This is a genomic window from Sanguibacter sp. Z1732, from assembly GCF_051020515.1.
Classification (GTDB): Bacteria; Actinomycetota; Actinomycetes; order Actinomycetales; family Beutenbergiaceae; genus CALKWS01.
Genome location: NZ_CP194857.1, coordinates 2,545,745 through 2,566,762 on the forward strand (window position 1 = coordinate 2,545,745; position 21,018 = coordinate 2,566,762).

Annotated in this window: 20 protein-coding genes, 1 tRNA gene and 2 pseudogenes; 12 read left to right on the plus strand and 11 right to left on the minus strand. The window is 70.3% G+C overall.

The window, feature by feature from the left end; all coding sequences use genetic code 11:
- Positions 1 to 36: 36 nt before the first annotated feature.
- From ACRRRO_RS13485 to ACRRRO_RS13495, 3 genes are read left to right on the plus strand one after another with little or no spacing between them, the layout of a single operon-like run.
- Positions 37 to 972, plus strand: coding sequence for a helix-turn-helix domain-containing protein (locus ACRRRO_RS13485; protein ID WP_424796737.1), 936 nt, complete (start codon positions 37 to 39; stop codon positions 970 to 972).
- A gap of 31 nt (positions 973 to 1,003) precedes the next feature.
- Positions 1,004 to 1,399 carry a YciI family protein gene (locus tag ACRRRO_RS13490; protein ID WP_424796738.1) on the plus strand — a complete coding sequence of 132 codons (396 nt, stop codon included), beginning with the start codon at positions 1,004 to 1,006 and terminating at the stop codon, positions 1,397 to 1,399.
- 5 nt (positions 1,400 to 1,404) lie between these two features.
- Entirely contained in the window at positions 1,405 to 1,845 is a 441-nt protein-coding gene (locus ACRRRO_RS13495) for a class I SAM-dependent methyltransferase (RefSeq protein ID WP_424796739.1), read from the plus strand.
- 69 nt (positions 1,846 to 1,914) lie between these two features.
- Here ACRRRO_RS13495 and rsgA read toward each other — a convergent pair.
- From rsgA to ACRRRO_RS13510, 3 genes and pseudogenes are all read right to left on the minus strand, one after another.
- Positions 1,915 to 2,936, minus strand: a pseudogene (gene rsgA / locus ACRRRO_RS13500) (ribosome small subunit-dependent GTPase A).
- Positions 2,933 to 4,227: pseudogene (gene aroA, locus ACRRRO_RS13505) on the minus strand (3-phosphoshikimate 1-carboxyvinyltransferase). Before aroA ends, rsgA begins: the two co-directional pseudogenes overlap by 4 nt.
- A gap of 10 nt (positions 4,228 to 4,237) precedes the next feature.
- A complete protein-coding gene (locus ACRRRO_RS13510; protein ID WP_424796741.1) occupies positions 4,238 to 4,744 on the minus strand; it encodes a DoxX family protein in 507 nt (168 codons plus the stop codon).
- Between the two features lie 116 nt (positions 4,745 to 4,860).
- Here ACRRRO_RS13510 and ACRRRO_RS13515 point away from each other — a divergent pair, with 116 nt between their 5' ends.
- Both ACRRRO_RS13515 and rsrA read left to right on the plus strand, forming a co-directional pair.
- Entirely contained in the window at positions 4,861 to 5,580 is a 720-nt protein-coding gene (locus ACRRRO_RS13515; RefSeq protein ID WP_424788602.1) for a sigma-70 family RNA polymerase sigma factor, read from the plus strand.
- Positions 5,577 to 5,846, plus strand: coding sequence for a mycothiol system anti-sigma-R factor (rsrA, locus tag ACRRRO_RS13520; protein WP_424796742.1), 270 nt, complete (start codon positions 5,577 to 5,579; stop codon positions 5,844 to 5,846). The genes ACRRRO_RS13515 and rsrA overlap by 4 nt, the downstream gene beginning before the upstream one ends.
- Positions 5,847 to 5,938: 92 nt before the next feature.
- Here the strand turns inward: rsrA and ACRRRO_RS13525 are convergent, their stop codons facing one another.
- On the minus strand, positions 5,939 to 6,013 hold the full coding sequence (locus ACRRRO_RS13525; protein WP_424788671.1) for a 50S ribosomal protein bL37: 75 nt from the start codon (positions 6,011 to 6,013) through the stop codon (positions 5,939 to 5,941).
- A gap of 150 nt (positions 6,014 to 6,163) precedes the next feature.
- On the opposite strand from ACRRRO_RS13525, the gene ACRRRO_RS13530 reads away from it, so the two are divergent.
- On the plus strand, positions 6,164 to 7,135 hold the full coding sequence (locus tag ACRRRO_RS13530) for a zinc-binding dehydrogenase (RefSeq protein ID WP_424796743.1): 972 nt from the start codon (positions 6,164 to 6,166) through the stop codon (positions 7,133 to 7,135).
- A 7-nt stretch (positions 7,136 to 7,142) separates the two neighbouring features.
- Here ACRRRO_RS13530 and ACRRRO_RS13535 read toward each other — a convergent pair whose 3' ends face one another.
- The 6 genes from ACRRRO_RS13535 to ACRRRO_RS13560 all read right to left on the minus strand — a co-directional run bounded on the left by ACRRRO_RS13535 (position 7,143) and on the right by ACRRRO_RS13560 (position 13,768).
- Positions 7,143 to 7,727 carry a GDSL-type esterase/lipase family protein gene (locus ACRRRO_RS13535; protein WP_424790082.1) on the minus strand — a complete coding sequence of 195 codons (585 nt, stop codon included), beginning with the start codon at positions 7,725 to 7,727 and terminating at the stop codon, positions 7,143 to 7,145.
- Complete coding sequence (locus ACRRRO_RS13540) at positions 7,724 to 8,812, minus strand: hypothetical protein (protein WP_434080406.1); 1,089 nt, start codon at positions 8,810 to 8,812, stop codon at positions 7,724 to 7,726. The genes ACRRRO_RS13535 and ACRRRO_RS13540 overlap by 4 nt, the downstream gene beginning before the upstream one ends.
- A 31-nt stretch (positions 8,813 to 8,843) precedes the next feature.
- The gene (locus tag ACRRRO_RS13545) at positions 8,844 to 11,267 is read right to left on the minus strand and encodes a multifunctional oxoglutarate decarboxylase/oxoglutarate dehydrogenase thiamine pyrophosphate-binding subunit/dihydrolipoyllysine-residue succinyltransferase subunit (protein WP_434080407.1); all 2,424 of its coding nucleotides are present in this window, start codon (positions 11,265 to 11,267) and stop codon (positions 8,844 to 8,846) included.
- On the minus strand, positions 11,165 to 11,791 hold the full coding sequence (locus tag ACRRRO_RS13550; protein WP_434080408.1) for a 2-oxoglutarate dehydrogenase E1 subunit family protein: 627 nt from the start codon (positions 11,789 to 11,791) through the stop codon (positions 11,165 to 11,167). Before ACRRRO_RS13550 ends, ACRRRO_RS13545 begins: the two co-directional genes overlap by 103 nt.
- A gap of 102 nt (positions 11,792 to 11,893) precedes the next feature.
- Positions 11,894 to 13,036, minus strand: coding sequence for a sensor histidine kinase (locus ACRRRO_RS13555; protein ID WP_424796745.1), 1,143 nt, complete (start codon positions 13,034 to 13,036; stop codon positions 11,894 to 11,896).
- 9 nt (positions 13,037 to 13,045) lie between these two features.
- Complete coding sequence (locus ACRRRO_RS13560) at positions 13,046 to 13,768, minus strand: response regulator transcription factor (RefSeq protein ID WP_424788596.1); 723 nt, start codon at positions 13,766 to 13,768, stop codon at positions 13,046 to 13,048.
- 285 nt (positions 13,769 to 14,053) lie between these two features.
- Here ACRRRO_RS13560 and ACRRRO_RS13565 point away from each other — a divergent pair, with 285 nt between their 5' ends.
- Positions 14,054 to 14,959 (plus strand): M23 family metallopeptidase, encoded by a 906-nt coding sequence (locus ACRRRO_RS13565; RefSeq protein WP_424788595.1) that lies wholly within the window; start codon positions 14,054 to 14,056, stop codon positions 14,957 to 14,959.
- A 161-nt stretch (positions 14,960 to 15,120) separates the two neighbouring features.
- On the opposite strand, the gene ACRRRO_RS13570 is transcribed toward ACRRRO_RS13565, so the two are convergent.
- Positions 15,121 to 15,196 (minus strand) — tRNA-Arg (locus ACRRRO_RS13570).
- 169 nt (positions 15,197 to 15,365) lie between these two features.
- Here ACRRRO_RS13570 and ACRRRO_RS13575 point away from each other — a divergent pair.
- The 5 genes from ACRRRO_RS13575 to thrC all read left to right on the plus strand — a co-directional run bounded on the left by ACRRRO_RS13575 (position 15,366) and on the right by thrC (position 21,018).
- Positions 15,366 to 16,409, plus strand: a complete 1,044-nt coding sequence (locus ACRRRO_RS13575) for a hypothetical protein (protein ID WP_424796746.1) — start codon at positions 15,366 to 15,368, stop codon at positions 16,407 to 16,409.
- Between the two features lie 4 nt (positions 16,410 to 16,413).
- Positions 16,414 to 17,199 carry a hypothetical protein gene (locus tag ACRRRO_RS13580; RefSeq protein ID WP_424796747.1) on the plus strand — a complete coding sequence of 262 codons (786 nt, stop codon included), beginning with the start codon at positions 16,414 to 16,416 and terminating at the stop codon, positions 17,197 to 17,199.
- Between the two features lie 204 nt (positions 17,200 to 17,403).
- Positions 17,404 to 18,543: a diaminopimelate decarboxylase gene (lysA, locus tag ACRRRO_RS13585; protein WP_434080409.1), complete on the plus strand. Its 1,140-nt coding sequence runs from the start codon at positions 17,404 to 17,406 to the stop codon at positions 18,541 to 18,543.
- 106 nt (positions 18,544 to 18,649) lie between these two features.
- Entirely contained in the window at positions 18,650 to 19,957 is a 1,308-nt protein-coding gene (locus ACRRRO_RS13590) for a homoserine dehydrogenase (RefSeq protein WP_424796749.1), read from the plus strand.
- Positions 19,957 to 21,018 carry a threonine synthase gene (gene thrC, locus ACRRRO_RS13595; RefSeq protein WP_424796750.1) on the plus strand — a complete coding sequence of 354 codons (1,062 nt, stop codon included), beginning with the start codon at positions 19,957 to 19,959 and terminating at the stop codon, positions 21,016 to 21,018. The genes ACRRRO_RS13590 and thrC overlap by 1 nt, the downstream gene beginning before the upstream one ends.

A 21,018-nucleotide genomic window follows, 5' to 3' on the forward strand; every position in this document is an offset into this window, starting at 1 on the left:
GGGCGCGGCAGCGGTGGTCCCGGTCATACTGCTGTCATGCCGGATCAGGAACGCGACCGCCTGCGGGAGTTGCTCGACACGGCCCTCGATGAGGACAATCGCACCTTGGCGGAGATGGCCGAGGGCGCCTTCCTGTCTCCGTTCCACTTCAGTCGGGAGTTGGCCCGAGGGACGGGGGAGCCGCCGGTGCAGATGCGGCGCCGGGTGCTGTTGGAGCGGGCGGCGTGGCAACTCGGTGGGGGCGCCTCGGTGACGCAGGTGGCTCTCGCGGCCGGGTATGAGTCGGTCGACGGGTTCGGGCGGGCCTTCTCGAAGGCGTTCGGCTCCCCGCCCAGTACCGTCACTGACCGCAGTAGCAGCCATTGGCTTCCGTCCCCCAACGGCATCCACTTCCACCCCCCGACCTCGCTGTGGCTCGGCGAGGGTGAGGCCGCCTCGGCCCGGTCCGGATCGGGCGAGGTCATCGAGATGATGGCGCACCACGACATCGACGACGTCCGTCACCTGCTGGAGGCGGTCGAAGGGCTGTCGGAGGAGGAGTACCGTCGGGTACGCCTACCCGGGAACGCTCCCCTGGAGTGGGATGGTCCGGATGAGTCGGTGGCTCAGGCGATGTCCCACCTGGTCGCGACCAAGGAGGTCTGGTTGGCCGCGATCGCCGGCTATGAGTTTCCGGAGGTGCTCGGTGACGACGACGCCGTGACGCTCGCCGGCCGCCACGAGGCGCTCGCCGGTCGCTGGCTGGCCACGATCCGCAACATCGACCGCCGCGGTGCGTGGGCGGACCGACTCATCGACGCGCTGTGCCGGCCGCCCCAAAGTTTCGTCATCGGCAGCGTCATCGCCCATGTGCTCACCTTCTCCGCACATCGGCGCCAGTTGGTGCGGATGATGTTGCGCGAGACCGGAGCAAGCACCGACGGCGGCGACCCGATCGACTGGCTGCACCGGCGCTCAGGAGGTAGGCGATGAGCCGGGCCCTCCGCTCTGAGGAGACCACCCTATGAGGTTCCTGCTGCTCGTGCACTGGCCACGGGGCCGGTGGCAGGGAATACCCGCCGACGGCGCGGACGGGGAGATGCAGAGGCACATCGCGCTGATTGAGGACCTCGACTCACAGGGCCGGCTCCTGGACTGCAGCCCACTCGCTCCGCCCGAGGAGGCCGTGGCGGTCCGCGTCCGTCATGGCGTGACCCTGGCCACCGGTACCCCCGGAGAAGAAGTCGGCTACCAGGACGGCGTGCTCGCCGGTTACTACCTGATCGAGTGCCCCACCACCGACGAGGCGGCCCAGGTCGCCGCCCGCATCCCGGACGCCGCGACGAGCGAGGTCCTGGTGCCCCCACTGGTCGACCTGGAGCCGGTGCCCACCGGCCCGCGGACCACGAGCCGGAACTGAGTCGCATGTCCACGCACCTGTCACCCCGCCTGGCCCGGATCGTCCAAGCACTACCGCTGGAGCCACACCTGCGGGTGCTCGAGATCGGGTGCGGACCCGGTGCTGCTGCGCGCGTGATCGCCGACCGGTTGACCACCGGCCACCTCCTCGCCATCGACAGGTCCGCCACGGCAGTGGACCAACTCAAGAAGCGGTCGACCGCACAGATCGACTCCGGGCGCTTGAGCGCGCGGCAGGTGGCGATCGAGGACTTCGTCCTGACCGAGGACGAGGAGCCCTTCGATCTCGTCTTCGCAGTGCGGGTCGGCGCGCTCGACGGCCGCCACCCCCGAGCCGGGCACGCGGCCCTGCAGCGCATCGCCGGAGCCACTCACCCACGCGCGCGACTCTTCATCGCCGGCGCACACCCCCTGCGCGAAGTGCCCATCCCGCGGCCCCGTCGGTGAGCCCACTGCGACGAGTGCAGCGGTGACCTGGCGCGTTCCGCAGCGGTTCCGGTTCTGTGTCCGGCAGCCTCAATCGGAGGAGGTGCGGCTGGCCAGCAGCCTGCGGAACGAGGCCAACCTGGCCTCTCCGACCGCTCCGGCCCGCCCCGAGGCCACCCAGTCATCCAGTACGCAGTCCGGGGCGTCCGCGGTGTGGGTGCACCCCCGCGGGCAGTCCTGGGCGACGGCACCCAGGTCCTCGAAGGCGAGCACCAGACTGTCGGGGTCCACGTGCGCCAGACCGAAGGAGCGCACACCCGGGGTGTCGATGATCCAGCCCCCCTGCGGGAGCGGCAGGGCCACCGCCGAGGTAGAGGTGTGCCGCCCGCGGCCGGTGGTCACGTTGACCTTGCCCACCGCCCGGTCCGCCTGCGGGACCAGGGCGTTGACCAGCGTGGACTTGCCCACCCCGGAATGACCGACCAGCACCGACATCCGTCCGGTCACGGCCTCGCGAAGTTCCGCCAAGCCGGTGATGTCCGACGGCGTGGCCGCCCCGGGTGCGGCGGTGACCACCGCGGAGACGCCCAGGGAGGTATAGGCGGACAGGAACTCCTCGGGGTCGGCCAGGTCCGCCTTGGTCAGGCACAGCAAGGCATCCATGCCGGCGTCGAAGGCCGCTACCAGGCAGCGGTCCACCATGCGTGGGCGCGGTTCGGGCTCGGCCAGCGCGGTGACGATGACCAGTTGATCGGCATTGGCCACGAGCACCCGCTCGGCGCCCTCGACGTCCTCGGCGGAGCGGCGCAGCGCGGTGTGTCGTTCGTGCACGCGCACCACCCGCGCCAGGGTGTCGGAGGCGCCGGAGGTGTCCCCGACCACATCCACCCGGTCCCCGACCACGACGGCGGCCCGGCCCAGTTCCCGGGCCATCATCGCCACCACTGCCACGCCGTCGTCGGTGAGTAGCCGCGCCCGGCCACGGTCCAGTCCGATCACCAGCGCCGGGATCGCGTCGGCGTGGTCCGGCCGCCTCTTGCTCGCGGCCGGCTGCCACGGGAGTTCGGACGGATCCGCACGTCCGCCTCGGAGTACTCGCGCGGTGACCTCATGCCCCGGTAAGCATCGAGTGCCACATGGTGGCGAAGCCGGGCACGGTCTTGGCGGTCGTGGCTACATCCACCACACCCACCCCGTCCACCGCCAGGCCGATGATGGCGGCGAACATCGCCATCCGGTGGTCGTGGTAGGTCCGCAGCACCGCGGGGCGCAGGTCGCCGCCGTCGATGATCAGGCCGTCCTCGGTCTCCTCGGCCCGACCCCCGAGCCGGGTGATCTCGGTGACCAGTGCAGCCAACCGGTCGGTTTCGTGCCCGCGCAGGTGGGCGATGCCGCGCAGCCTCGAACGACCAGGTGCCAGGGCGGCCAGTGCGGCCAGGGCCGGGGTGAGTTCCCCGGCCTGGCTCAGGTCCAGGTCCACCGGTGCCAGGGTGCCGCCGCCGCGGGCGGTGAGCACGCCGTCGTCGTCGAGGTTCACCTGGCCCGCCGAAGGCGGTCAGGAACTCTGGCAGCAGAGCTCCCGGCTGGGTGGTGCGGGCAGGCCAGTGCGGGATCCGCACCTGCCCACCGGCCACCAGCGCGGCGGCCAGGAACGGTGCGGCGTTGGAGAGGTCCGGCTCGACGGCGACGTGCCCACCGGCGATCGGGCCCGGTTCGACCCGCCACTGACCCGCGGTGGTGTCATCCACCACGACGCCCCGTTCCCGCAGCGCGGCCACCGTCATGTCGATGTGCGGCTGGCTGGGCAGCACCGATCCGACGTGGCGCAGGGTGAGCCCGGAGGTGAACCGTGGGGCCGCCAGGAGCAGGGCGGAGACGAACTGGGAGGAGGCGGCGGCATCGATCTGCACCTGTCCACCCGCCACCGCACCGGCACCGTGCACGGTCACCGGCAGGAACTGCGGCGGGTCCTGCTCGCCGCCGAGAGCCACGCCCAGGTCCGCCAGGGCGGTCAGCACCGGGCCCATCGGCCGGGACCGGCGCTGCGTCACCGTCCAGATGCACCGGGCCGGTGGCCAGCGCCGCGATCGGGGGGATGAACCGCATCACTGTCCCGGCCAGTCCGCAGTCGATCCGGACCCCGCCCTGCAATTGACCAGGAGTGATGGAGATCGAGGTGGGGTCCTGCTCGCCGATGGTGATCGTGGTGCCCAGCGACCGCAGCGCCCCGATCATCAGGTCCGCGTCCCGGGAGCGCAGCGCACCGGTGATGGTGGTCGGCTCCTCAGCCAGGGCGGCCAGGGGCAGGTAACGGTTGGTCAGCGACTTCGATCCGGGGATCACGACGGTGGCGTCGAGGCCCAGGGTGGCAAGCGGAGCCGCCCACACCTGATCGGTGGTCATCGAGAGGGCCTCATGCGGCCTTGGCTGCCTTCACCCGGCCGCGCATGTCCGACTTCACCTCGGCGAGTTCGGCGCGGTGCTCCTTGGCGTTGCGCCGTTTCCAACCCAGCGACGGCTCACCCTCACGGTCGGAGGCGGCGATGATCAACCCACCGAGCAGACCCAGGTTGCGTAGCAGCGTGCTGCGCGCGGCGCGGCGCTCCTCGGGTGTGCCGTCGGTGGGCCGGTTCAGCACTGTGAGCGGGACTGCGACCAGGGCGAGGATCCCGGCGGCCAGGCGGGGCGCTCTGCCGGTGGCCAGCAGCACCCCGGCCCCCACCGAGATGGCACCGCTGATCTTGGCCAGCGTCACCGTGTCCTCGGGCAGTCCCGAGACCTTCTCGGAGGCGGCTTTGAGCGGCTTGGCGACCGGCTCGAGGTTCTCGGCGTGCCGTTCCGGATTCCGCATCGCGTCCCACCCGTCCACGATGAACACGGAGGCGAGCAACGGGCGGGCCAGTCTGCGCAGCGAAGTCATAGGTCCATTGCTACCGCAGAATGGGCTCGAGCGCGAGCTTTTCGGTGAGATAGCCGTATCGGCGAGCGTTGGGAATAGCCGGGCGGGTGGAGACGGTTGTCCATGATGTGCAGGTGATGACGAGGGACCGTGAGCAGGCTGTGCCCGCCGGGCTGCGCGAGGGCTGGGGAGGGCTAGGCTTGCAGGTGATGAATGATCACGGTGAAGCCTCCGGGACCGGCGCCGCTCAGGACGAGCGGTCGCCCCGGCGTGCGCCCGAGGAGGAGACCGTCGCAGAGCGCGACCGCCGCTTCCAGGACGAAGCACTGCCCTACCTGGACCAACTTTACGGCGCAGCGCTGCGGATGACCCGCAAGCCCGAGGATGCCGAGGACCTGGTCCAGGAGGCCTTCTCCAAGGCCTATGCGGCCTTCGGTCAGTACCGCCCGGGCACCAACCTGAAGGCGTGGCTGTACCGGATCCTGACCAACTCCTACATCAATTCGTATCGCAAGAAGCAGCGTGAGCCGCAGCAGTCCGACGCCGAGGAGGTCGAGGACTGGCAGATCCATCGCGCGGCCTCGCACACCTCCACCGGGTTGCGCTCGGCCGAGGCCGAGGCGATCGACGCCCTGGGTGACGACGTGGTGAAGGAGGCGTTGACAGCGCTTCCTGAGGATCGCCGCCTGGCGGTGTACCTGGCCGACGTGGAGGGGTTCGCCTACAAGGAGATCGCCGAGATCATGGACACCCCGATCGGTACGGTGATGTCGCGCCTGCATCGCGGCCGCGCGCAGTTGCGCACCCTGCTGGCCGACCATGCCCGGTCCCTGGGGATCAAGGTGGAGAAGGTATGAACTCAGAGATCCGCCGCGCAGCCCAGTTGTGCAACTGCGCCGAGGCGTTGGAGCATCTGTCCGAGTACCTGGACTCGGAGATGGACGAGCGCGAACTGGAACGCCTGCGCACCCATATCCAAGACTGCGCCCAGTGCCTGGAGGCCCTCGCCTCCGAACAGTCCCTGCGGGTGGTGCTGCGTCGCTCCTGCGCTGAGGTGGCGCCGCCCTCGCTGCGGTTGCGGGTGCTCTCCCAGATCACGGTGCAGCGCAGCACCTCACGCTGAGTGCGGGCACGCAGCCGGGAGACGCAACAGCGCCGAGGGGATCGAAGGATCCGCACTCGGCGCTGATCTGACTGGTTGCGTGTCGCGCTGGCTCAGCTGTTGGGACGCTTGCCGCTGTTGGCAGCGTTCTTGCGGCGGGCCTTGCGCTTACGTCCGCGCTTGCTCATCGGGCGCACCTTCCGGTTCGTCGGTCACGTAGGGGTCGGAGACCACCGCCCATCATCCCACACGGGGCCCCTCGGGTGACAATCACAGGGGTAGGCCGCCACGATCGCGACCCCGGGCGTCGGGTCCGGGCCCACCACTAGGCTGTGCCGATGCGCTGTGTCTACGTCCGAAGCCAGGATCCCGACCGCCCGCTGACCGGATTGGGCATCGGCCCGCTGGATCTTCACCCGCCCGAGGCCGACTGGGTGCCGGTGCAGGTCCGAGCGGCCTCGCTGAACCACCATGACCTGTGGAGTCTTCGCGGTGTGGGTCTGAGCGCCGACCGGCTTCCAATGGTGCTGGGCACCGACGCGGCCGGATTCGACCCCGACGGGCGGCGGGTGCTGGTGCACGCGGTGCTGACCAGCCCGGGCTGGGTGGGGGAGGAGACCCTGGACCCGCGACGCAGCCTGCTCTCCGAGCGCTACCCGGGCACACTGGCCGAGCGGGTCTGGGTTCCCGCACGGAACGTGGTCGCCATCGCCGACGGGATGTCCTTCCCCGATGCGGCCTGCCTGCCCACCGCCTATCTGACCGCGTACCGCCTCCTGGTCGATGCCGCGGGAGTACGGCCCGGGCAGCGGGTGCTGATCCAGGGTGCCGGCGGCGGGGTGGCGACCGCCGCGACGGTGCTCGCCCGGGCCATGGGCGCGCACGTCGTGGTCACCTCCCGCTCCGAGGAGCGTCGGGAGGCGGCCCTGGCGATCGGTGCGCACCAGGCGGTAGTGGCCGGGGAGCGGATCGAACCGGTGGATGCGGTGATCGAGACCGTCGGGGAGGCCACCTGGTCCCACTCGCTCCGTGCGCTGCGTCCCGGCGGGGTGGTCGCCGTCGCCGGAGCCACCTCCGGGGCGATGCCGCCGGCGGACCTCAACCGCGTGTTCTTCCGTAGCCTGCGGGTGGTCGGCTCCACCATGGGCACCCTGGAGCAACTGCACGGCCTCCTCGCGATGCTGCAGGCCACCGGGGTGCGCCCGGTGGTGGATTCGGTGCACCGGTTCGACGAGGAGGGAGTCCGCGCGGCGTTCGCGCGCCTGGACTCCGGTGCGGCGTTCGGCAAGGTCGTGCTCAGCCGCGACTGAGTAGCCCTCAGTTCTCCTCGGGCAGACCCAGCCAGGAGTGCCAGCCGTTGTGCAACACCAGCCAGGCCAGCAGCCCGTAGCCGGCCTGGCCGGGGTGCACGCCGTCCCCGGCGGCGACGTCTGCCTGCCACTGCTCGTGGGCACGCAGCGGCGCGAACGTCTCCACGTAGGGCACCCGCCGCCGCCCGCAGACGTCGGCGTAGGCTTCGGACAACCCGGCAAGGCCGGTCTCGGACGCTCCCGGACGCGGGGGAGGCCCGACGACGAAGGTCGGGATGGCGCGGGAGGCCGCGTCGTCGAGGACGTTGGCCAGGTTCAGCCGGCTCCGCGCCAGGGAGATCCCGTGCTCCAGGTCAGCACACCCAGGCGCCACCACCAGGTGGCCGGGCTCCTTGCCGAACCGGCGGTTGCACTCGCTCTCCCACCGACCGGCCAGAGCCGTGCTGGTCTCCCCGGGTACGGCCAGGGTGAAGAACGCCGGTGGCTCCTCGGCGCGGGTGCGGGCGGCCACCCGGCCGACCCACCCCATGCCGCGGGCATCGCCGACTCCGGCGACCAACTCGTCCCCGACGATGCAGATCCGTGTGCTCACCGGGTGAAGGCTTCGTCCAGCAGTGTCTCCTGCTCGCGCGCGTGCACCTTGCCCGAGCCGGTGGACGGTGCCGCCGATTCCGGCCTGGTGACGCCCCGGATACCCCGCTGCGCCACCGCGGGCACCGCCTCGGGAAGGTTCACGTACAGGTAGTTCCACGCGCCCTGGTTACGCGGCTCGTCCTGCACCCAGAGCAGTTCGGCGTCGCCGTAGCGGTCGAGTTCGGCAGCGATCTCCTCGGCCGGCAGCGGGTAGAGCTCCTCCACCCGTACCAGCGCGGTGCGGTCGTCGTTCTCCTTGATCCGGCGCGCGAGCAGGTCGTAGTAGATACGTCCGCTGCACAGCATCACCCGGTCCACCTTGGCGGCGTCGATGTGCTCATCGCCGATCACCGGGCGGAAGGTGCCGGTGGTGAAGTCCTCCACCTGGGACGTCGCCGCCCGCAGCCGCAGCAGCTGCTTGGGGGTGAACACCACCAGGGGCAGACGCGGGCGCTGGTAGGCCTGGCGCCGTAGCAGGTGGAAGTGGTTGGCCGGGGTGGAGGGCTGGGCAACGATCATGTTGTCCTCGGCGCCGAGTTGCAGGAACCGCTCGATCCGAGCCGAGGAGTGGTCCGGACCCTGGCCCTCGTACCCGTGCGGCAGGAGCAGCACCACCGAGGAATTCTGGCCCCACTTCTGCTCCGCGGAGGAGATGAACTCGTCGATGACGATCTGGGCACCGTTGACGAAGTCACCGAACTGGGCCTCCCACAGCACCAGGGCATCGGGACGCTCCACCGAGTAGCCGTACTCGAAGGCCAGTGCCGCGTACTCACTCAGCAGGGAGTCGTGCACCCAGAACTTGGCCTGGTCGGCGGCCAGATACATCAGCGGGGTCCACTCCGCACCGGTGTGGTAGTCGTGCAGGACCGCGTGCCGCTGCACGAACGTGCCGCGACGGGAGTCCTGACCGGCCAGGCGCACCGGGGTGCCCTCCAGGAGCAGCGACCCGAAGGCCATCAACTCCCCGAAGGCCCAGTCCACGTTGCCCTCGGTGGCCATCTTGGCCCGCCGCTGCAACAGCTTGTCCAGTTTCGGGTGCACCGTGAAGCCCTCCGGCGGGCGCGTGTGCGCTTCACCGACGCGGGCCAGCAGGTTGGCCGGCCGGCACGGCGGTCTGCCAGCCGACCATCACCCCGGCGTCCTCCTGCTGGGACTCCGGACGCTCCAGGCCGGCCACCGTTGTCGGGTCACCGGAGTTCTCGGCGTTGCGCGACTCGGTGAAGACCCGCTCCAACTCCTTGCGGTAGTCGGCGAGGAACTCCTCGGCCTCCTCCTCGGTGAGGTCACCGCGTCCCACCAGCGCCTCGGTGAACAGGGTGCGCACCGAGCGCTTGTCCTCGATCAGGGAGTACATCACCGGCTGGGTCATCGAGGGGTCATCACCCTCGTTGTGCCCGCGGCGGCGGTAGGACACCATGTCGATGATGACGTCGCGGTTGAACTCCTGGCGGTAGTCGAAGGCCAGCGCCGCGACGTGCGCCACCGCCTCCGGGTCATCACCGTTGACGTGGAAGATCGGTACCTGCAGACCCTTGGCCACGTCGGTGGCGTAGAGCGTGGACCGGGTGGAGGAGGCACCGGCGGTGAAGCCGACCTGGTTGTTGATCAGGATGTGCACGGTGCCGCCGGTGCGGTAGCCGCGCAACTGAGCGAGCTGGAGGGTCTCGGTCACCACGCCCTGGCCGGAGAAGGCGGCGTCACCGTGGATCAGGATCGGCAGCACCGAGAAGCCCGAGCCGCCCATGTCGATCCGGTCCTGCTTGGCCCGCACCACACCTTCCAGGACGCCGTTGACGGCCTCCAGGTGGGAGGGGTTGGCAGCCAGGTAGACCTTGGTGGTCTCCCCGTCCACGGCCGTGTAGGTGCCCTCAGTGCCCAGGTGGTACTTCACGTCACCGCTGCCCTGTACCGTGCGCGGGTCCTGGTTGCCCTCGAACTCGGCGAAGATCTGCCGGTAGGACTTGCCCGCGATGTTGGCCAGCACGTTCATCCGGCCACGATGCGGCATCCCGATGGCCACCTCGTCCAGGCCCTCCTGGGCGGCGCGCTGCAGGATCCGGTCCAACATCGGGATGAGGGACTCACCACCTTCGAGGCTGAAGCGCTTCTGACCCACGTACTTGGTCTGCAGGAACGTCTCGAACGCCTCGGCGGCGTTGAGGGTGCGCAGGATCTGGCGCTGCTCGGCTCCGACCGGCTTGGTCCAGCCCGACTCCAGGCGCTGCTGCAACCAGCGGCGCTGGGCGCCGTCGTGCAGGTGCATGTACTCCACGCCGATGGTGCGGCAGTAGGAGTTGCGCAGCAGCCCGAGGATGTCGCGCAGCGGCATCCGGGCCTTGCCACCGAATCCGCCGGTGGGGAAGGTCCGGTCCAGGTCCCACAGGGTCAGGTTGTGGTTCTGCACGTCCAGGTCGGGGTGCTTGCGCTGGCGGTAGGCCAGCGGGTCGGTGTCGGCGATCAGGTGGCCGCGGGACCGGAAGGCGTGGATCAGTTCGGCGATCCGGGCCGGCTTGGTGAGTTCCTCGTCCTCGGTGCCGGCGATGTCGGTGGTCCAGCGGACCGGCTCGTAGGGGACGCGCAACGACGCGAAGACGCGGTCGTAGAAGCCGTCCTCACCGAGCAACTTGGAGTGAACGATCCGCAGGAAGTCACCGGACTGGGCGCCCTGGATGATCCTGTGGTCGTACGTGGAGGTCAGGGTCATCGTCTTGGAGATGCCCATCCGGGCCAGGGTCTCGGACGAGGCGCCCTGGAACTCGGCCGGATAGTTCATGGCGCCCACGCCGACGATGGTGCCCTGGCCCTGCATCAGCCGCGGTACCGAGTGCTCGGTGCCGATGGTTCCGGGGTTGGTCAGGGTGATGGTGGTGCCGGTGAAGTCCTCCACCGTCAGTTTCCCGTCGCGGGCCTTGCGAACCAGTTGCTCGTAAGCGAGCCAGAACTCGGCGAAGTTCATCTGCTCCGCGCCCTTGATCGAGGGCACCAGGAGCTGGCGGGTGCCGTCCGGGCGGGGCAGGTCGATCGCCAGGCCGAAGTTGACGTTGGCCGGGTTGACGATCCCCGGCTTGCCGTCCACCTCGCGGTAGCCGGCGTTCATCTCGGGCATGTCCGCCAGTGCCTCGACGATCGCGAACCCGATCAGGTGGGTGAAGGAGACCTTCCCGCCCCGGCCGCGCTGCAGGTGGTTGTTCAGCACGATCCGGTTGTCCACCATCAACTTCGCCGGGATGGAGCGTACGCTCGTGGCGGTGGGGACGGTCAGCGAGGACTCCATGTTGGTGACCACGCGGGCCGCGGCCCCACGCAGCCGTGAGGCCTCGTCATCGCCGCCGGTGCTCCGCGGGCCACCGGCGGTGGGGGCCGAGGTGTAGGTGGCAGTGGCGGCCACGGCGGTCACCTCGGGAGCGGCCGGGGGCAGGTCGGCGGGGACCTGGGTGCCCGAGGCGTCGGTCTTCTCGGCCTGCACCGAGTCGGCCGAGTGTGCCTCGGCGTCCACCGGTGCGGGGTCCGGGGCGGGCTCGGCGACGGCCCGGGCGGCCCTGGCCTGCCGGGCGGGTTCGTCGCGACCGGACTCGGCTTCGTCGCGACCGGACTCGACTCGGCTTCGTCGCGACCGGACTCGGCTTCGTCGCGACCGGACTCGGCTTCGTCGCGACCGGACTCGGCGCCGCCGGTCTCGTCGGTGCCGGACTCGGACTGTTCGGCGTCATCCGCGCCGTCGGCTGCGGGCGCGCCGTCGGTGCCGTTGTCCGCGCTCGCGCTCGCGTCCTCATCACGGTAGGACGCGAAGAACTTCCGCCAAGCGGGATCGACGAGGGAGGCATCCTTCTTGTATTTCGCGAACTGCTCTTCGATGAGCCATTCGTTTCCGCCGAAGGATTCCGCGCTCAGCGCGGGGTTTGCTGGGGCCTGCTCGGACACGCGGGGATCGCCCTCTTCCACAACGATGAGTGTGTTGATGAACACCCCCAGCCTAAGCGACGAGGTCCCGGGGAACGTCGTCAAAGTGCCGTGGAGCACACGGAAATCTCGGGATCGAGCGGATGTCGACCCGGCTGTTCAAGAGCCGGTCAACACCGAGTCAGCGATCGCGCTCAATGGGGTCGACTGCTGGTGTGGCCGTCACTTCGACCCGGGCCAGGTGCTGCGGGCCGGGGAGGGTCCCGTGGTGGGCAGCCGAACCCGGACCGTGGTGCCCAGCGGCGGGCTGGAGTCCGCGATGGCGATGGTGCCGCCGTGCAGGCCGACAGCCCAGCGGGCGATGGCAAGGCCCAGACCGGTGCCGCCGGTGGACTCACCGACACGCTGGTCCGGGGCGTTGCCGCGTTCGAATCGTTCGAAGACCTTGACCCGGTCCGCCTTCGGGATGCCCTCGCCCTCGTCGGTCACATCGATCACCACCTCGTCGCCGGCGCTGCCGTACCGTGCCAGCAGTTGGATCCGGCCGCCGTCGGGCGAGTGCCGGGAGGCGTTGGCGACCAGGTTGGACAGGACCTGCCGCAGGCGTTCCACGTCGGCGCGCAAGCGCAGGTCCTCCGGGGTGGCGCGCACCTGCCAGGTCAGTTCACGGGTGTGCTGCGCGGCGGCGTGACGGGCCTGGTCCGCCACCTCCTGGAGCAGGTCTTGCACGGTCACATCGGTCAGGTCCAGGTTCACCGCGCCTGCTTCCAGGCGGGACAGGTCCAGCAGATAGGTGACCAGCCTGGACAGCCGTTCCAACTGGGTCAGCGTGGCCTCCAGCGCCGGACCGTCGGCCGGCACCACCCCGTCGGCCATGTTCTCCAGCTGCGCGCGCAGTGCGGCGACGGGGGTGCGCAGTTCGTGCGAGACGTTGGCCACCATCTCCCGTCGCTGGCTGTCCAGGGTGTGCAGTTCGGTGGCCATCGAGTTGAAGGCGGCGGCGAGTTCGCCGACCTCGTCCTGACTGTCGGTGTGCACCCGGGTGCTGTATTCCCCACGCGCCATCGCCCGGGCAGCGGCAGTCATCTCGCGCAGCGGCCGGGTCATCCCCCGCGCCAGGATCTGCGTGATGAGCAAGGAGGAGACCAGGGCCACCGGGAAGGTGCGCAGCACCCCGAAATCGAACCGGATACCCACCCAGGTCACCAGCGTGAACATCACCACCGTGGCAGCGATGATCACGATCAGTTTCATCTTGATCGAGCGCATCGGGTCCAGCGGACGCAACTCCGCCAGCGCGGTGGTGAACCGGCGCCACCAGGTCACCTCGGTGGAACGCGCGTGCCGCAGGCTCGAGGTGTTCACGGTGGTGCCTCAACCACCGGTGGGTTCGAAGGAATAGCCGACGCCGTGCACGGTGCGGATGAGGTCCGCACCCAGCTTCCGCCGCAGCGCTTTGACGTGGGAGTCCACGGTCCTCGTGCCCGAGGCGTCGGCCCAGTCCCACACCTCGGCGAGCAGGCGCTCGCGGGACAGGACGGTGCCCGGTTGGGTGGCCAGGCAGACCAACAGGTCGAACTCGGTGGGGGTCAGATGTGCCGGCTCCCCGCCCCGCTGCACCCGGCGCGAGGCGCGGTCGATCCGCACGTCGCCGAGTTGGATCGGAGGTTCGGCGGAACTGTTCACCGCCGCGTTGCGGGCCCGCTGCACTCGTCGCAGCAGCACCTTGAGCCGGGCGAGCAACTCACGCATCGAGAATGGTTTGGTCATATAGTCATCGGCGCCCACCCCCAGACCGATGATCATGTCGGTCTCATCGTCGCGCGCGGTGAGCATCAGGATCGGGGCGCCCGGTGCCGACTCACCATGGTGGTCGGACTGGATCCGGCGGCACACCTCCAGGCCGTCGATGCCGGGCAGCATCACATCCAGCACGATGATGTCCGGGCGCACCTCGCGGGCGCGCTCGACCCCGGCGTGGCCGTCGTGGGCCACGTGCACCTGCCACCCTTCGGCTTCCAGCCGGTGGGCGATCTGGGCGGCGATCTCCGTCTCGTCCTCGATGATCAGGGCCACGGTCGCTGTCGTGCCAGGCATGGCCAAACTCTGTCACACATCCCCGCGCGAGGGGGTGAACCCCCGCGTCCGCCCAGCACGTCATCCGTCTGGCGCACACATCCCCGCGCGAGGGGGTGAACCGTGCGCGCGGGCAGGGGTGCCGGGTGCTGCGGGTTGTGAAGGAATTGTCCACAGGTGTGGCGACTTCCACAGCGGAAGCCGGCAACGTTGCCCCGGCACCGTGTCCGTACCGTTATAGTGGCTCGCGGTGCGTTTGCGCACCGTCCGATGTTCCTGTATCCCCGCCGTGCCGCCGGAGACTGTGTGACTGCCAAGCGTGTGTCGAACGAGACCGCGCTGACCCGACGCCAGTTGCGCGAGCAGGCCCGGCTCGAGGCCGCCAGGAGGAACCGGCCGCACCGCCCTGCAGGGCGGTGGATGGGTCGATTGGCCGTGCTCACCGCGCTGGGCCTGGCTACCTGGGTGGTCCCGGCCACGGGCGTGGTGCTGCCTCAGGTCGAGGTCGAGGAGGATCGGCCGGCGATGCTGGCCGACGCCAGTGCGCTGGACACCCTGGTCAGTGATGTGCCCTCGGAGTCCGACGCGCACGCGACGACGGCGCTGCTCGCCGACCCGGAGGCCTCCGGCCGGGCGCTGGTGGCCGCCAGTCGCAACCTGGCCGAGCGCGGTGCCCCCGGTTGCGGGGTGTCGGCGGTGGAGGCGAACGGAACCCTGGCCGCGGAGTCCTCCTCCAGCGAGGTGGACCTGGTGCGACCGCTGTCCGATGGCAGTTACCGGCTCACCTCCCACTACGGCTACCGGATCCACCCCATCTTCGGGCGCTACTCCGAACACACCGGGCTGGACTTCGCCGCACCGGTGGGGACCCCGATCCATGCCATTGCCGACGGCGTGGTGACCCATGCCGGTGCGGGCCGGGACGGGCGCAGCGGAATGTTGGTGATCATCGAGCACGAGATCAACGGTGCTCCGGTGTGGAGTTGGTACGTGCACATGTACCCCAACGGCGTCTACGTCAACGTGGGCCAGCAGGTGGCTGCGGGCGAGGTAATCGGTGCGGTGGGCTCTTATGGCAACTCCACCGGGCCGCACCTGCACCTGGAGATCCACGTGGATCAGAATCTGACCACGGTGGACCCGAACGTCTGGCTGAACCAGCAGGGCGCGCTGCCGCTGAACTCCGAGACGATGGCCTGCGCCCAGGACTGAGTTGGCCCGAAGGCCCGAACGGCCCGGCAATGCGCCTGAGCGACGGGCTCGGCAATCGCCTGAGCGACGACTGGGTGGTTCTGCGCGCGATCTCGCCGTCGACCGGTCTGGTGTCAGGGGGATTCCGGCGCCGCTGCTGGGTGGCCCCGACACCAAAGTGCTGGTGCCCCCGACAGGATTCGAACCTGTGGCCTTCTGCTCCGGAGGCAGACGCTCTATCCACTGAGCTACGGGGGCGTGGTCGCCGAGACGAGAGGCTATCAGCACTGGCGGGGTGAGACCGAACCGCAGGGCAAGGTGCGTCCGGGGTCACACCTGAGGCCGCCCCGCAGCGGGGTGCCCTTACGATGAGAACCGTGATGTATTGACGAGAACCACCGATTGATCGCACCGAGGAGTTGCCGCGATGACCCAACCGCCCGCGCAGGGACCCGGTAGCGGACCGGAGGGTTCTGATCACCCCACCCAGTCCTTCGGTCACCCCGCAGCTGACCAGCCCACGCGTTCCTTCCCGTCCCCGGGTGGTGACGCTCAGCCGGGTTACGGCCAGCAGCCTGCTCATGGGCAGCCTGCCCAGGGTCAGCAGCCCGGTTACGGCCAGCAACCCGGCTACGGCCAGCAGCCTGGTTACGGCCAGCAGCCTAGTTACGGCCAGCAGCCTGCTCATGGGCAGCCCGGTTATGGTCAGCAGGCCGGCTACGGCGGAGCGTCCGGGCCGCAGCAACGCCGTCGGTCGCCCGCACCGATCGTGGTCGGGGTGATAGTGGCCGTACTGGTGCTCGCTGGCCTGGTCTTCGCCGCTGTGAGCCTCGCCGGCGGCGATGACGAGGACCCGGCCGTAGGCCCCGGGACCGAGGAGACGACGCAGGCACCGGACGCGGGGGACCAGCCTGAACCGGCCAACACCGATACGGGTGAGGACACCGACGAAGGGAGCGCCGACGAGGGGGACGCCGGCGAGGAGGGCGCGGCCGAGGACGACGCCCGTGACGAACCCGAGACCGAGCCCACCGGTGGCGAGTTGTACGACCACCTGAACCAGCACGCCACCGTGGTGGACGCGGAGAACTCCCAGTGGACCATCGACGAGGCCGGCTGGACCGACCACGAACTCGACGGGGCCAGCCCGGCCGAGGCCTACACCGCCGACTTCACCTCAGATGCCGACGAGTCCCTGACCATGTGGGCCGCGCTGTGGGATGACCTCGACGAGGCGGTCACCACCGCCGAGGGGCTGGTGGACGAACGCGGCCCCGCCGATGAGACCGGCGAGGTCTGGCGTATCGAGGATGACTCCGAGGTTGAGGACGACCTCGCGTACGGCGTCTTCCACATGTGGCAGGACGGATCCCAGATCGAGGTGATCTGGTGGGACGACACCGGCGTGGTGCGGCACCTGAGCGGACCGGCCGAATCCACCTGGGACTTCTACCTGTGGGTCTCGATCTGACGTTGTGTGGCAGGAGGACCTGACCGGCCAGGTGGCCGCGGCGCTCGATCGTGACGATCTGGTGCTGGTGCGCGCACCTGCCGATCAGGGCGACTGGGCGACCCTGGTGCTACCGCCGCGACCAGTGGGGTCGGTGCTGGACCTGCCGGTCGTGCAGCGGACGACCTGGCAGCATGGCCGGCTCTTCCTCACCCTGACCACCACCGCTCGCGGTCAGGTCGTGGCCGACGTCCTCACCGGACGGAACCCGCCACCGCCGGCCCCGCCGCCGGCCGACTCCGAGCGGGCCAGGCGCTCGGCGACACTGGCTCGCGCCGGTGGCGGAGTCGACCTCATGCCCGGCCGGCTCTACCCGGTACGTCGTGCCCGTGCCCGAACCGCGATGCTGCTGCGCCAGGGCGTCGACCACGGGGTGCTGCCTGCGCCCGAGGGCCCGGCCGGCGACGTACTGCCCGGGGTGCTGGCAGGGATCTGGCGGGACCTGGCGCACACCCGCACCGAGGACGCCCGCACCCGCGCGCTGCTGCTGGCGCTGGCGGCCGCCCACCTGGCCCGCCATCGCGCCCGCCTTCAGGACCGTGGCGCCCCGGTGGTGTCCAACCTCCGGCAGATCACGGGCGCGTTCACCGACTGGTTCGCCCACTCCCGGTCCACACCCCGTGGCCCGATCACCGCTGATGCCCCCATCATGGATACCTACCGCCTCAACCTCGCCCTGGCCTGTGCGACCGGGCTGGTGCTCCGCACCGGCCTGCGGGAACTGGGCCTGACCGCACCGGAGAACCTGTGAGCACACCACCTGACGCCCACCTGTGGCCGTCCCGCACCACCGTGACCGAGGGGGCGTGGTCCGTGGACGGGCTTTCCCTCGCTGACATCGCCGAGGAGTTCGGCACACCCTCATACGTGCTGGACGTGGCCACGCTGCGGGAGCGGGCCCGGCGCTACCGCGACGCCCCCTCGCCGGCGCGCATTCGCTCCGCAGGGCATCGAGGTGGACGTCTACTACGCCTCCAAGGCCTTCAGTTCCACCGCGGTGCTGCGCTGGGTGCACGAGGAAGGCTTGGCGGTGGACGTGGCGAGCCTGGGGGAACTTTCCACCGCGCTGAAGGCGCAGGTGCCACCCACCCGGCTCGGCCTGCACGGGAACAACAAGTCCGACGACGAACTTGACCTGGCGGTGCGCTCCGGTGTGGGACGCATCGTCGTGGACTCACTGGAGGAGATCGAGCGTCTGGCACAGGTAGCCGCCGCGCACGGGGTGCGCCAGGGCGTCCTGGTGCGGGTGACCACAGGAGTGCACGCCGGCGGGCACGACTTCATCGCGACCGCGCACGAGGACCAGAAGTTCGGGCTGTCGCTGGCCACCGGCGCGGCCCGCCGGGCGCTGGAGACCATCGCTGCCACCACCTCGTTGCGCCTGCTCGGCCTGCACTCCCACATCGGCTCCCAGATCACCGGCAGCGCTGGATTCGCCGCGGCTGCCCAGGCGCTGCTGGGCCTGCGCGCCGACTTCGCCGCCGACCAGGACTACGTGATGCCAGAGGTGGATCTCGGTGGTGGCTTCGGAGTGGCTTACACACCCGGTGAGCAGGAACTCGACATCACCGCGGCCGCCGGCGAACTCGCCGAGGTGGTGCGCTCCCGGAGTTCCCGGGACGGGCTGCCTGCCCCGGCTATCTCCTTCGAGCCCGGGCGGGCGATCATCGCCCCGGCGATGCTGACTCTGTACCGGGTCGGCACGTGCAAACCGGTGCGCACCGAGGAAGGCACCACCAGGCTCTATGTCTCGGTCGACGGGGGGATGAGCGATAACCTGCGCCCGGCCCTGTACGGGGCCGATTACCACGCACAGGTGGTCGGCCGGGACGTCCCCGGCGATACCGTGGCGGCCCGTGTGGTGGGTATGCACTGCGAGAGCGGGGACATCGTGGTGCGTGACGTGAGGCTGCCGGCCGGGATCAGCCGCGGGGACCTGCTCGCGGTTCCGGTCACTGGAGCCTACGGACGCTCAATGGCCTCCAACTACAACCTGGTGCCCCGACCCGGAGTGGTCGCGGTGCAGGACGGGGCGGCGCGCGAGATCGTGCGCCGCGAGAGCGTGGCCGACCTGCTCGCACTCGACGTGGGCTGAGCCGGCACCAGCCTCGCCCCCCCGTCCACCCGTCCACGCATCGGTCAGCACCACGGGCCTTCCACGGCGCCCCTTAGGGTGAGTCCGTCACCGCCGAGAGGAGATCATGGACACCATCGCGTCAGAACCAGTCCTGCGGGTCGCCGTGCTGGGCTGCGGAACGGTCGGCACCGAGGTGATCCGGGGACTGCGCACGCAGGCCGAGGAACTGGCTGCCCGCAGCGGGACCCGCATGGAGATCAGTGCGATCATCGTGCGTGACACCACCCTCGCGCGAGACCCGGTGGTGCCGACGGAGTTGCTGGGCACCGATGCCCGGGCCGCGGTCGAGTCGGCCGACCTCGTGGTGGAGTTGATGGGCGGTATCGAACCGGCGCGCAGCCTCATCGTGGCCGCACTGCGCCGCGGTGCCGGCGTGGTCACGGCGAACAAGGCGCTGCTCGCCACCCACGGCCCGGAGTTGTTCGAGGCCGCCGACGCCGCCGAGGCGGACCTGTTCTTCGAGGCTGCGGTGGCCGGTGCGGTGCCGGTGGTGCGCGGGGTGCGCGAATCCCTGGCCGGAGACTCCATCAGTCGCATCGTGGGCATCGTCAACGGCACCACGAACTACATCCTGGACCAGATGAGCACCGCGGGCGTCGACTTCGACGAGGCCCTGGCCCAGGCCAAAGCCCTGGGCTACGCCGAGGCTGACCCCACCGCTGACGTCGACGGGCTGGACGCCGCGGCCAAGACGGCGATCCTGGCCTCCCTGGCCTTCCACTCCCGTATCCACCTCGATGACGTGGCGGTCTCCGGGATCCGCGACATCACGCCCTCGGACATCGCGGCGGCCAAGCACTCCGGCCACGTGCTCAAACTGCTGGCGATCGCCGAACAGCGTCAGGACGAGACCGCCCGCGGCGTCGCGGTGCGGGTCCACCCTGCGCTCATCCCGCTGGACCACCCCCTCGCCAATGTGCGGGAGGCCTACAACGCCGTGCTGGTGCAGGCCGAGGGCGCGGGCACGCTGATGTTCTACGGCGCCGGTGCCGGCGGAGCGCCGACAGCCTCGGCGGTGCTGGGTGACCTGGTCGCTGCGGCCCGCCACCGCTCCACCGGGGGGCGGGCACCGGCGGAGTCCGACTACGCCGCGCTGCGCTCCCTGCCGGCCGAGTACGTGCAGACGCGTTACCAGGTGCGCCTGGAGGTGCGCGACCGGCCCGGCGTGCTGGCCACGCTGGCGACCACCGTGTCGGAGCAGCACGTCTCGGTGGAGACCGTGCGGCAGACGGCCACCGAGGAGGGCCAGGCCACGCTGGTGCTCATCACCCACCTGGCCGATGAGCGGGCCCTGCAGGCGATGATCGAGGCAGTCGATAGGCTCGAGGACGTGCTGAGGATCTCCTCGGTGCTACGCGTGGAGGGACACTGATGGCCAAGCCGTGGCGGGGCGTGATCGCCGAGTACGCCGAGCGACTGCCGATCGATGACGTGGATCCGGTCATCACCTTGGGTGAAGGTGGTACCCCGCTGGTCCCGGCCCCGAGCCTCTCGGCCGCGACCGGCGCCCAGGTTCACATCAAGGTCGAGGGCGCCAACCCCACCGGGTCGTTCAAGGACCGCGGGATGACGATGGCGATGAGCAAAGTGGCCGGCGCCGGCACCGAGGTTGTGGTCTGCGCCTCCACCGGGAACACCTCGGCCTCGGCCGCGGCCTACGCAGTCCGGGCCGGGCTGCGCTGCGCGGTGATCCTGCCCGCCGGAAAGATCGCGGCGGGCAAGCTCGCCCAGGCGATCGTGCACGGTGCCGAACTGGTGGCCGTGGACGGGAACTTCGACGACTGCCTGCGGATCGTGCGGCACCTGTCCCAGGCCTACCCGGTGGCACTGGTGAACTCGGTGAACCCGTACCGGCTGCACGGGCAGAAGACGGCTGCCTTCGAGGTGGTCGACGTCCTGGGGGACGCCCCGCACATCCACGTGCTCCCGGTGGGCAACGCCGGGAACATCAGCGCCTACTGGATGGGGTACCGGGAGTACCTCAGCGATGACCTGGCCACCCGCACCCCACAGATGTGGGGCGTCCAGGCCGAGGGCGCGGCTCCGCTGGTCAAGGGGGAGGTGGTGGAGCACCCGGAGACCGTGGCCACCGCGATCCGGATCGGCAACCCCGCCTCCTGGGAACTGGCGGTGGCGGCGCGGGACGATTCCGGCGGGCGCATCGACGCCGTCAGTGACGCCCAGATCCTGGCTGCCCAGGAGCTCCTGGCCCGCGAGGTGGGCATCTTCGTCGAACCGGCCTCCGCGGCGAGCGTGGCCGGTCTGCTCTCCCGCGCCGAGGAGGGAGCGGTGCCCGAAGGCGCCCAGGTGGTGTGCACCGTGACCGGGAACGGCCTGAAGGACACCGCTACCGCGTTGGGGCAGCGCCAGGTCGACCCGCCCGTGATCTCCACCGACCCGGCAGCTGCGGCCCGCGCACTCGGATTGGACTGA